This is a genomic window from Enterovibrio gelatinilyticus, from assembly GCF_028683095.1.
GTDB lineage: Bacteria > Pseudomonadota > Gammaproteobacteria > Enterobacterales > Vibrionaceae > Enterovibrio > Enterovibrio gelatinilyticus.
In genome coordinates this window covers 111463-123953 of the sequence record NZ_JAJUBC010000001.1, presented here as the reverse complement: position 1 = coordinate 123953, position 12491 = coordinate 111463, and the positions used below count along the sequence as shown (strand labels likewise).

Sequence of the window (12491 nt, the reverse complement as noted above, 5' to 3'; positions counted from 1 at the left end):
TGGTGACGGTGATTAGCCAGGATCTATAAGGCGTACATCTCCTCGTTTCATTGGCGAATCAAAGCTATGTAGATACGGAGATAACCATTCGCGCCATTGCTCAAAAAGGAAGGGATGAGATGCGCCGATAACGGTTCTAGACTGCAAGCTATTGTTGAATACGGAACTACCATCAAATGCGCAGGACATCCCACCGGCTTCGCGAAGAATCAATTGACCAGCAGAGTAATCCCACAGCTTTTGATCGCCATGCAAGTAGAGCTGGCATCGATTCGCGGCAATCCAGCACCAGTCGAGTGCGCTCGCACCAAAGCTACGCTGAGAGCGATAAGGCGGCCTTGATGCGAGCCCTGCAGATAGCGCCATTGGAAGCCGTTTGAAATCTACCAACGCCATCGCATGCTTAAGATCTGCTTTGGCTTTCAATTCTCTGGAATGTAACCGGTTCCCATTAAACCAAGCTCCTGCACCGTGGGAAGCAAAGAAGCATTCATCTCGCATAGGGTCATACACTAAGCCAAGCCTGACGACCCCTTGATAGATCAGCGACAATGAGATGCAAAAATAAGGAATACCAAAAGCGAAATTGCTCGTGCCATCAATTGGATCTAGCACCCAAAAAGCTTGCTTGTCATTACTCATTACCGCATGTTGCATAAGATGTGATTGTTCTTCGCCAAGCACTGAGATATGAGGCCAGTGACGATGTAAGCCATCAATGATGCTTGATTGCATTTCGGTATCAGCATCGGTGACGATATCCATGTTGGCTTTATAGTTAATATCGTTAAACGCAGAGCCATCGAATCGCGGAAGAATGGACTGTTTCGATGCTTGACTGATCATTCCATAAAGCACAGCTAACACTGTGTTATCCGTCATTTTCAGCAATGTGTATAAATGCAACTTGGCGATCATCTGTGAGGTGTCTCCCTTCATGACCTTATCCTCCTTTATGTTTAGCAAGCACAATGCCAATTGTTATCACTGTGTTAATTGGCTATTTTTCAATTAGTTAGATTCAACTTGTCGTGGGCACTGCCGTTGAAGGTGTTAGCGAGTTACCAGAAAGCGAGAAAATCGGATACCTAGTTTCCAAATTCCTAGTTTCCAGACTCCTAGTTTCCAATAACGAAATGGCCCACATGAAGTGGGCCATTTAGCAGCACGAAAATGCTACGCCTGTTTCGCCTCCTGCCTATGAGGAGGAGTGCTGTCAGATCGTTCTTGATCCATCAATGAATGGTAAAGCTCGACACGTTCTACTTCTTCTTTCGCCCCAATGATCACCGGGACACGCTGATGAAGTCGGTTGGGTTTCACTTCCATCAAACGTTGCCGACCTGTCGATGCAATACCCCCTGCTTGTTCAATAATAAAGCCCATTGGATTGGCTTCGTACAAAAGACGCAACCGCCCTTCTTGAACATTTTCACGGCTATCCATGGGATAGAGGAATATGCCACCTCGCATCAGTATCCGATGTACTTCTGCAACCATAGACGCGACCCAACGTGTATTGAAATTTCGCCCTCTTGGACCATCTTCACCAGCAACAACTTCATCGATATAGCGTTTTATCGCGGGCTCCCAATGGCGTTGATTGGCCATATTGATCGCGAACTCACTGGTTTGATCAGGAATCGAGAGTTTTCTGTGAGTCAGAATAAACTCGCCGATATCTCTATCTAAGGTGAAGCCATTTACGCCTTGCCCTGTCGTGAGAACCAAATTTGTTGCTGGGCCATAAAGCACGTAACCCGCACATACTTGGCGAGAGCCCGGTTGAAGAAAATCTTCTTCTGTCGGCTCCTCAATCCCTTCGGGACAACGTAGTATGGAAAATATCGTGCCGATAGAAACGTTCACTTCAGTGTTTGAAGAACCATCCAGCGGGTCAAAGACAAGTAAGTATTTTCCCTTTGGATAACGGCTGGGTATGGGGTAAGCCTCCTCCATTTCCTCTGAAGCCATACCGCCAAGGTGCCCAGACCACTCCAGAGAGCGAAGAATAACGTCATTGGAAATCACATCGAGTTTCTTCTGCGTCTCCCCCTGAATATTCTCAGTTTTCGCTGAGCCTAGGACATTGATTAACTGACCTCGGTTAACGTCATCAGCAATTTCTTTACACGCTGTGACAATCGCGTTGAGCAACAGTGTAAATTCTCCTGTCGCTTCCGGCAGCTTTCGAAGATCTTCAATAATAAATCGAGTAAAGGTCGTTTTTGTTCTCATCGTGAATGTTCCCTATTCCCTATAAAGCAGGTACGCGCTTCGAGAAGCGATCGTGAGTCGTCGCAACGCTCACACGATTGGAACCGTGTAGCACCAGTTCTTCGATCATGGGCTGCATAATCAACTCCATGGCAAGCCCCATTTTCCCACCCGGCACAACAATGTTGTTTCTACGAGACATAAATGACCCATCAATCATGTTCAGTAGATACTGAAAATCGACGCCGCTTTTCTTTGGATCACGGAAGCGAATAACCACCATGCTCTCATCAAGCGTTGGTATGTCTCTGGAAATGAATGGGTTTGACGTATCCACCATAGGCACACGTTGAAAATTGACATCGGTGAGTGAAAACTGAGGCGTAATGTAATGCACGTAGTCATGCATACGACGTAAGATCGTATCGGTAACCGCTTCTCGGCTATAGCCACGAACATGGGTATCTCGATGGATTTTCTGTATCCATTCAAGGTTTACAATCGGCACCACGCCAATCAGTAGATCAACAAATTGAGCAACATTGCTGCTTTGTGTCACCACTCCGCCGTGCAAACCTTCATAGAACAGAAGATCTGACCCTTCTGGAATAGGTGACCATTCCGTAAAGGTGCCTGGCTTGGCTTTGTGTAATACGGCCTCTTCTTCGTTGTGAACATAGTAACGACGTAATGCAGAACCCGTTTCACCATAGGATCTAAAGGTCTTCTCTAGTTCATTGAAGTCATTGCCTTCTGGACCAAAATGGCTCAGATTTTTCCCTTTCTCATCGGCTTTTCTGAGACGGTCTCGCATTTCAGCACGATCAAATTTGTGGTAGCTGTCTCCTTCGACCACGGCAGCATTGAATTGATTTCGACGGAAGATTTGCTCCATCGCATTTTTGACTGTCGATGTGCCCGCACCAGAAGAGCCTGTAACCGCAACAATGGGGTGTTTAATAGACATAGTGTTTCTCCTACAGGTGGATACCTTATTCACTCAAATGAAACTCATCGAACGGAAGGATCTAACTCACCCGTCGAGTAACGCGTCGACATGATTTCTAAATTCACGGGGGTGATTTTTGACGCCATGCCCGCACAGCCAAATGCCTCATAACGCGTTAAACACAAGGCTTCCATTGCTTTTGTCGCTGCAATCAGGAACTTTCGTGGATCAAAATTGCTTGGGTTTTGTGCTAAAAACTGTCTAACAGCACCAGTGCTCGCCATGCGTAAGTCCGTATCAATGTTGACTTTTCGCACACCATGGCGGATACCTTCGACAATCTCTTCGACAGGAACGCCATAGGTTTCCCCCATATCTCCGCCGAATTCATTGATGACTTTCAGCCATTCTTGTGGCACAGATGAGGAGCCGTGCATGACCAAATGCGTGTTGGGAATTTGCTGGTGTATTTGCGCTATACGCTCGATATCGAGAATGTCACCAGTTGGAGGACGGGTGAATTTGTAAGCGCCGTGGCTGGTACCAATCGCGATGGCTAACGCATCAACCTTGGTTTGGCTAACAAACAGTGCCGCTTCTTTCGGATCGGTAAGAAGTTGATCATGGCTCAAAACCCCTTCCGCTCCTGAACCATCTTCTTCACCTGCGGTACCAGTTTCCAAAGAACCAAGACAACCCAGTTCACCTTCTACAGATACGCCACATGCGTGCGACATCTCAACCACACGTGCAGTGACGTCACAGTTGTACTCATAACTTGCTGGCGTTTTCATGTCTTCGTGCAGCGAACCATCCATCATGACGGAAGTGAATCCTTGCTGAATTGACTGCAAGCACACCGCCGGTGAGGCTCCGTGGTCTTGATGGACAACCACGGGTATCTCGGGCCATTGTTCAACGGACGCCAACATAAGATGACGCAGAAAACCCGCACCTGCATAGCTTCTTGCGCCTGCTGATGCTTGGAGAATAACAGGGCTATCACATGCCGCCGCCGCCCCCATAATGGCTTGTACTTGTTCCATGTTGTTCACGTTAAATGCCGGCACGCCATATCCATGTTCTGCGGCGTGATCGAGTAACTGTCTCAAGCTGATAAGTGCCATAACTCTCTCCTTGCAATTAAAAATCTATAAATGTCGCCTTTCATGGCGCTTAGTCATATCGCCGTCAGTTGCTCGGCTTGTTCAATAATGTTCTCTACCGTTAAGCCGAAATGGGCATAAAGCTCTGAGGCTGGTGCAGATTCACCAAAGGTGTCGATTCCCATTGCGAACCCGTTTGAACCGACATATTTGTGCCAACCCAAAGTAGAGCCAGCTTCAACTGAAACTCGGTGCGTGACCTGAGGTGGAAGCACGCTGTCGCGATATTGTTTGGACTGTTTGTCGAACTCAGTGGTTGAAGGCATCGATACGACGCGTGCTCGAATTCCTTTGCGGTTGAGCTTGGTAGCGGCTTCAATAGCGAGTTCTACTTCAGAACCCGTCGCTATCAATATCAAATCAGGCTGATCTTCCCTGTGACCATCGTGTTCTCGAAGCACATAGCCACCACGTTCAATCAAGGAGAGTTGGTCTGCGCGACGCAGTTGATACGCCAATGTTTGACGCGAGAAAACCAAAATATGAGGGCCACTTTGGTCTTCAATGGCCTTTTTCCAAGCCACCGCGGTTTCAACAGAATCGCAAGGGCGCCAAACGCTTATATTTGGCATGGCTCGGAAGCTAGTAAGGTGCTCAACAGGTTGATGAGTTGGGCCATCTTCCCCTAAGCCAATGGAGTCATGGGTATAAACAAAAATGGCATGCACATGAGACAAAGCAGCAACTCTGAGTGCGTTTCTTGCGTAGTCGGAAAACACCAAGAAAGTCGCGCAATACGGGATGAAACCGCCATGAAGTGCAATACCATTTGCAATACTACTCATACCAAATTCACGCACGCCAAAACGTATGTAGTTGCCCTCTGGGTTATTAGGGGTGTTATCCGCAGCGCCTTTCCAGAATGTATTATTAGATGGACTTAAATCAGCTGATCCGCCAATCAATTCAGGGAGTTGAGGGCCAAAAGCGTTCAATGCTGCCTGAGAAGCTTGTCTACTGGCGATACTCTGCGCCTGTAAAGCGGCGGTTCTCACATGCCTTTCCGCAGTTGCTGACCAGTTTGAAGGCAATTGATTTTCCACACGGCGAGTGTATTCAGCGGCTAACTCTGGGTATTGTTTGGCATATGCGAAAAATTGAGAGTTCCATAGCGTTTCACGCATTTCGCCTTGTTCAGAACCATTCCAATACGTGCCAATTTTTGTGGGAACCTCAAACGGTTCATAAATCCAATGCAGCGCTTTTCTCGTGCGAGTCACTTCTTCACTGCCCAATGGGGCGCCATGTACGTCGTGAGAACCAGCTTTTTTTGGGGAGCCCTGACCTATCACGGTTTTGCAGCAGATTAATGTTGGCTTATCTGTTGTCGATTGCGCATCAAGAATCGCTTCTTGAATTGCTAATGGATCATGCCCGTCCACATTTTCGATGACATGCCAACCATAGGAAAGAAAGCGTTGTGGCGTGTCATCGGTAAACCAACCATCAACGTCTCCATCTATCGAAATGCCATTGTCGTCGTAAAAAGCGATCAGCTTTGACAATTTAAGAGTGCCCGCCAAAGAGCAGGCTTCGTGGGAGATACCTTCCATCAGGCAGCCATCGCCCAAGAAGGTGTATGTATAGTGATTGACGATGTCGAAATCAGGGCGATTAAACTGGGCCGCCAGTGTTTTTTCTGCTAACGCCATGCCAACAGCATTGGTCAAGCCTTGCCCTAGTGGACCTGTTGTGGTTTCTACTCCTGGAGTAACACCTACTTCAGGGTGACCTGGGGTTTTACTGCCCAATTGACGAAACCGACGCAATTCGTCTAGAGGAAGGTCGTAGCCAGTGAGGTGCAGCAGCGCGTAAAGCATTGACGACGCGTGTCCATTGGAAAGGACAAAACGATCACGGTTACTCCACAGAGGATTTCGTGGGTTGTGTTTTAAAAAATCTCTCCAAAGTACGGTCGCAATATCTGCCATTCCCATTGGCGCACCCGGATGACCAGAATTGGCCGCTTCCACCATATCGACGCAGAGCATACGAAGTGCGGTAGCGCACTCTAGATGGATATTATTGGATATTTCTGGGTGCCTCGTTAAACCGTCAATAGCGCTATGATCGGTGCCAAGGCCACTGTGGACTTCACTGAGATATTTAGCTTTGTTCATATAAACTCCTTTTCACTATAGAGGTTTCCTGCCGCCCATTTGAACCTGATTGCCCAGACATAAATAATTTCCACGCGTATGATTTATTAAGTCGAGATTTTTTATTATTAAAAATATTCACTGACCGATTTAGATCAAAACACACAGAGAGAAAGCCACAGTAAAATCATGGAAATCAATATTGAAATTAAACAGTCAGTTCAAAACAAACCAATCAGGAATAGTTTCCAGGATGATAAGAAATAGTTATATCGGAGTTTTATAGATATTAAACCGCCAGTAAATTAGCATCACCCAACACATTGGAATATCAATTTAAATTATTAAAATCAGATGGATAGGTGATGCTTTAGCGAATTCAAAGTGTGAATGGCGAGCAAAAAAACACTCAGGAAAAATTAACACCAATCGGGAACATTATTGCATCCAAATTATTTATTATATTTCCCATAAGAACTTTCTATTTCACTTCCTCGTGAAAATAGCAACACTGAATATAAGCCTAACGCATTGAAGCACACATGATTCAAAGGCTCATTCTTCTAAACAGAAATACATAAGGAATTTGATTATGGCAAAAAGTTATCAAGCCGGCGTAAAGGATTATCGTGAAACATATTGGATGCCTGAGTACATTCCCACAGACACCGATCTTCTTGCATGTTTTAAAATAGAACCTCAACCGGGAGTACCGAGGGAGGAAGCTGCTGCAGCTGTTGCGGCAGAGTCTTCGACAGGTACGTGGACGACGGTTTGGACGGATCTACTTACTGATCTCGACTATTACAAGGGACGTGCTTACGCCATTGAAGATGTGCCTGGAGACGATACCGCCTTCTATGCCTTTGTTGCTTACCCTATTGATCTATTTGAAGAAGGGTCAGTGGTTAACGTACTGACTTCATTGGTGGGTAACGTATTCGGATTTAAAGCGATTCGCGGGCTGCGTTTAGAGGACGTTCGTTTCCCTATTGCATACGTAAAAACCTGTGGTGGCCCACCAAATGGTATTCAGGTCGAGCGTGACAAAATGAACAAATACGGTCGTGCCCTACTTGGTTGCACCATCAAGCCGAAATTAGGCCTTTCTGCGAAAAACTACGGGCGCGCTTGTTACGAAGGTTTGCGTGGTGGGTTGGATTTCACCAAAGATGATGAAAATGTTAACTCTCAACCGTTTATGCGCTGGCGTGATCGTTTTGAGTATGTGGCCGAGGCCATTCATCGTGCAGAGCGTGAAACTGGTGAGCGTAAAGGTCATTACCTAAATGTGACGGCTGCAACGCCTGAAGAAATGTATCGTCGTGCCGAGTTCGCCAAAGAGTTGGATATGCCAATCATCATGCATGATTTTCTAACCGCGGGTTTTACCGCTAATACGGGGCTCGCTAACTGGTGCCGTGAAAACGGCATGTTGCTTCACATTCACCGTGCAATGCATGCGGTGTTAGATAGAAACCCTCGTCATGGTATTCATTTCCGCGTGTTATCCAAATGCCTTCGCCTTTCAGGCGGCGACCATCTCCATTCAGGCACGGTTGTTGGAAAGCTAGAGGGGGATCGTGAAGCAACGCTGGGTTGGATTGACATCATGCGTGATCGTTTTATCAAAGAAGATCGCTCTCGCGGGATTTTCTTTGACCAAGACTTTGGCTCAATGCCTGGCGTGTTACCCGTTGCATCGGGCGGAATCCATGTATGGCATATGCCTGCCCTTGTTTCGATTTTTGGTGACGACGCCATTTTCCAATTTGGCGGGGGCACATTAGGTCACCCTTGGGGTAACGCAGCTGGCGCGGCTGCAAACCGAGTGGCGTTGGAAGCATGTACACAAGCAAGAAACGAAGGTAAAGAATTGGAGCGCGAAGGCAAAGACATTCTTACTGCCGCCGCGAAACATAGCCCAGAACTGAAAGCAGCCATGGAAACATGGAAAGAGGTCAAATTCGAATTCGATACGGTCGATAAACTCGATGTAGTTCATGCCTAGTTGATGGATAACGACTCACCCGAAACGTAACAACAAAAGGAGCGACACTATGAGTGAAGTGATGGACTACCCGTCAAGGTTAACCGACAAACATAGCCGGAAGTTCGAGACGTTTTCCTACCTACCCCGTATGACCGCAGAGCAAATTCGACGCCAAGTGGAATACATTGTCAGCAAAGGTTGGAACCCAGCGATTGAGCACTCTGAACCTGAGGAAGCCAGTGGTTCATTCTGGTACATGTGGAAACTTCCCATGTTCGGAGAAACTAACGTCGATACGATTCTCAATGAAGCTCAGCTTTGTCACAACCTAAACGCCAATCACCATGTCAGGTTAGTTGGTTATGACAATTATCAACAAAGCCAAGGGGCATCGATGGTTATCTATCGCGCGCCCGGATTTGAGTGACAGTATCCATAATACGCTGTCTATTGGCGGGGCACAGCTACCTATCCAGCTGTCGCCCTAGCCCTTTTTTGCGAATGACAGGAAGCCAGCAATGACTCAGACAATTGAAGCGATGCCTGCCAATCAACAATATTTGGTTGACAAAGAACCCTACTATCAAGCATCCGGCGAAGAAATTACGCTTTATGAAGCGGCCTATCAATCACGCATTCCGATGATGTTAAAAGGCCCGACTGGTTGCGGTAAAACGCGATTTATTGAACATATGGCATGGCGGCTATCAAGGCCATTGATCACCATTTCTTGTCACGAGGACATGACGGCATCCGATTTGATTGGTCGCTATTTGTTGGATGCGAATGGTACATATTGGCAAGACGGGCCATTGACACTCGCTGCGCGTATGGGTGCAATTTGCTACCTCGATGAGGTGGTTGAAGCCAGACAAGATACCACAGTGGCAATTCACTCTTTGACTGACTACCGTCGCTCTCTTTCGTTAGAAAAAAAAGGCGAATTACTTGCTGCACATCCTGATTTTCAATTGGTGATTTCTTATAACCCAGGTTACCAAACGATCATGAAGGATTTAAAAACATCAACCAAACAACGCTTTGCAGCGTTGGAGTTCACTTATCCTGACGAGGAAACTGAAATCCTCATTGTCTGCCATGAAACCGGTGTGGATAGAGATACTGCTCAACGTCTTATTCAAATCGCCACTCACGCAAGAAACCTTGTTGGGCATGGCCTTACTGAAGGTATTTCGACGCGACTTCTTGTCTATACCGCGCAGTTGATCAGTCAAGGCATCCCTGCCATATCAGCCTGTCATATGGCGTTGGTACGCCCACTCAGCGATGACCCAGATATTCGAGACACATTAGAAGCCACGGTCATGGGCTGTTTCTAACTAATCAGTATGCGAATACTCGGATTGATGAAGCCATGCCGGGCAAAACACACGCGGGCAGAAATAGCATAGGAGCACATAAAATGGATGATGGAACGCCTCTTTCTATTCAAGACATCAAACTGGTCGTCGAGAGACACAATGGTGCTAATTCCAACTCCGAAAGTGATGACATTCATTTCGAAGACATTGAGGTGGCACTATCCGATGCTCAACACTTGCTCCAGTCAGATGAACTCGCATCGTTTTATCAGGCCATTCGATCGTTTATGTCTAATAAACGTTTTGATCCAATAACCTTTGCATGGGTCCTGACTATTCCTTATTTATCTTTCGCTTCAGGTCTCAAAGATATTCCCTTCGAAAGTGATGTTTGTATCGCTGAAAAAACACCCCAGACAAAAAGTGACAGCGTCACTCGAAAGATTTATTCAACGACAATGGAACTTGGACGATGGGTAAGCTCGGCGCGGCAAGCGCAGTTTCTCTATTCACTGCCCAAAGTCGCCACTCAGCTGAACTCATCGAAAGAATTCCTCGCTTACCTGCAGCTCATTGAATTACTGGTATTGAAAGCACCTCGCAATCTCAAATCTGTTTTAGATAACGCGTCTTTGTATTTACAAGCTTTACCGTTTAGCGGCTTTAGATACTGGGTTCTCTTTGGTGCCAACGCGCATGCTCATCAATATGAAGCGCTTGATGCATACTTTTCTCTGGCATCGACTGAAAGCCTGACCGTGTTTCAAAAACAGCGAAAAGGCACTCTTTTCAGCAATGTTCAGCGACAAGTACACTTTTTTCTCCGTGCAGTATGGGGGAGCGATTTCTTTATGCGGCCTATATCTATGCACAAGTCGTTATTCGCGAACGGCGATACGACTGATGTTAGCCCCATGAAAGACACCCATTCCAAAATAGCAACCTCTCCTATCATGACGACTCAATTAGCGACAATAGAGGATGGCGTCATTTTATTGCCAGACGCAGTAGACGCGATAGCAACGTTGAACACACGTAATGCCGCAGAAACTGCGCAATCTCACTCAACACAGGCAACATTAAACAAACAGCTTTACCGCGCTATGTCTGCCCATTGTGCAGCGCATGTCAAATACAGTCGACCTCGCTTACGTGACGCTTTCTCACCATTAGAGCGGATCTGTATTGGTTTATTTGAAGACGCTCGCGTTGAAGCAATGGCTATTGAGGTGTTTCCGGGATTAAAGATTTTATGGAAATGCTTTCATCACCCATGTCATCGACATCATCAGAACAACAACACCTCGGCTGAAAGCTATTTGGTGGTCCTAAAAGACATTGCAAATGCATTGCTTGATAAAGACGCGTCAATAGAGGCCGACAACACCCGCCATCAATTAGTTACAGCGTCACATACAAAATTTTGGAATACGTTAAGTCATGATGATAAGCATGATAGCTCACAAGAAATAGAGCGCTTGGGATGCTGGCTTGCCCATGAAGTGATACAAGAATTTGATATTTCGGCCTCAATACCATCAAGCCATATGGAGCCTTTAGCGCCTTATCGTGATGATAATATAGCGATGTGGTGTGACAGCGAAGCAGAACTTGTGCGCTGGGAAGTGCAGCAACATCAACAAGTTCGACGTAGTGTCACAGTCACGCAAATGGTCAACGAAATTGACTGCGAGTTAGCCGATGAAAATGCACAGGAGATTTGGACATTACACTCTGAGTTTTTCAGAGACGGCGACCCTGAAAATGTCAGCATGAACGAACGAGATGCCAATGCTCTAGCGGGAAACGAAAATATATCACCTCCTATTTTGTACCCCGAGTGGGACTATGGACTGCAAGCTCATCGGCCAGATTGGGTAACGTTAACAGAGCGGCGCCCCTCTCTTGGTCTTTCTGAAGATATCGACAGTATTCTAGCCAAGCGTCAAATGCTGGTTCGAAAAATAAAAACACTGGTTGAAACACTTCAGCCCAAAGGACTTACCCGTCTGAGAAAGCAATACGACGGTGACGGCCTAGACTTAGATGCTGCGATAGACGCGATGAAAGAACTACGTCGCGGCGCATTGCCAGAAATGAACATTGACCAACGTCTGAAGCGGCAAGAAAGAGATGTCGCAGTATTGGTCCTGTTGGATTTATCTCAATCAACGCTTGATACAATACCCAACGATGACGAAAGCCGTACCATTCTTGATGTCGCTAAGGAAGCCACAGTCATGTTGGCATCAGCGCTTGATGGGATTGGAGATACCTTCGCAATACATGGCTTTTCATCCAACGGTAGAGAGGATGTGCAATATCAACGATTCAAAGATTTTGACGAAGCATATGACGACAAAGCCAAGTCACGTTTAGCGGGTATACAAGGCGGCCTATCTACACGGATGGGTACAGCATTGCGTCATGCCAAAACATTTTTGGCTAAACAGCCACAACGAAAGAAACTACTGTTATTAGTAGGAGACGGAGAACCCGCAGATGTTGATGTTCGCGACCCGCTATATCTTCAAGCCGATACAAGGCGTGCTGTCGACGAACTATGCAGCCAAGGTGTGATCCCATACTGCCTGACGATCGATCCTGACGCAGATAATTATGTCGGTCAGATATTTGGGCAAGGTCATTACACGGTTGTCGATAAGGTTACTCAACTGCCAGACGTTCTTCCTAGCTTGTTTGCTTCATTGACTAAACGAGCAGGTTGATGGTGATGTTCTAGTA

The 12491-nt window shown here is 46.5% G+C and carries 9 protein-coding genes; 4 read left to right on the top strand and 5 right to left on the bottom strand.

Annotated features, from left to right (window positions below; translation table 11 throughout):
* Positions 1-12: 12 nt before the first annotated feature.
* The 5 genes from LRP50_RS00560 to tkt form a co-directional block, all read right to left on the bottom strand.
* Entirely contained in the window at positions 13-939 is a 927-nt protein-coding gene (locus LRP50_RS00560; protein WP_274162572.1) for an inositol monophosphatase family protein, read from the bottom strand.
* A 237-nt stretch (positions 940-1176) separates the two neighbouring features.
* Entirely contained in the window at positions 1177-2238 is a 1062-nt protein-coding gene (locus LRP50_RS00555) for a class 1 fructose-bisphosphatase (RefSeq protein ID WP_274162571.1), read from the bottom strand.
* 19 nt (positions 2239-2257) lie between these two features.
* Positions 2258-3184, bottom strand: a complete 927-nt coding sequence (locus tag LRP50_RS00550; RefSeq protein WP_274162570.1) for a phosphoribulokinase — start codon at positions 3182-3184, stop codon at positions 2258-2260.
* 44 nt (positions 3185-3228) lie between these two features.
* Positions 3229-4293 (bottom strand): class II fructose-bisphosphate aldolase, encoded by a 1065-nt coding sequence (fba, locus tag LRP50_RS00545; protein ID WP_274162569.1) that lies wholly within the window; start codon positions 4291-4293, stop codon positions 3229-3231.
* A 53-nt stretch (positions 4294-4346) separates the two neighbouring features.
* Positions 4347-6452, bottom strand: coding sequence for a transketolase (tkt, locus tag LRP50_RS00540; RefSeq protein ID WP_274162568.1), 2106 nt, complete (start codon positions 6450-6452; stop codon positions 4347-4349).
* A 571-nt stretch (positions 6453-7023) separates the two neighbouring features.
* On the opposite strand from tkt, the gene LRP50_RS00535 reads away from it, so the two are divergent.
* From LRP50_RS00535 to LRP50_RS00520, 4 genes are all read left to right on the top strand, one after another.
* Positions 7024-8442 (top strand): form I ribulose bisphosphate carboxylase large subunit, encoded by a 1419-nt coding sequence (locus tag LRP50_RS00535; RefSeq protein ID WP_274162567.1) that lies wholly within the window; start codon positions 7024-7026, stop codon positions 8440-8442.
* 49 nt (positions 8443-8491) lie between these two features.
* A complete protein-coding gene (locus tag LRP50_RS00530; RefSeq protein WP_028025567.1) occupies positions 8492-8851 on the top strand; it encodes a ribulose bisphosphate carboxylase small subunit in 360 nt (119 codons plus the stop codon).
* 91 nt (positions 8852-8942) lie between these two features.
* Positions 8943-9764 carry a CbbQ/NirQ/NorQ/GpvN family protein gene (locus LRP50_RS00525; RefSeq protein ID WP_274162566.1) on the top strand — a complete coding sequence of 274 codons (822 nt, stop codon included), beginning with the start codon at positions 8943-8945 and terminating at the stop codon, positions 9762-9764.
* Between the two features lie 83 nt (positions 9765-9847).
* Positions 9848-12475 carry a nitric oxide reductase activation protein NorD gene (locus tag LRP50_RS00520; protein WP_274162565.1) on the top strand — a complete coding sequence of 876 codons (2628 nt, stop codon included), beginning with the start codon at positions 9848-9850 and terminating at the stop codon, positions 12473-12475.
* Positions 12476-12491: the final 16 nt, after the last annotated feature.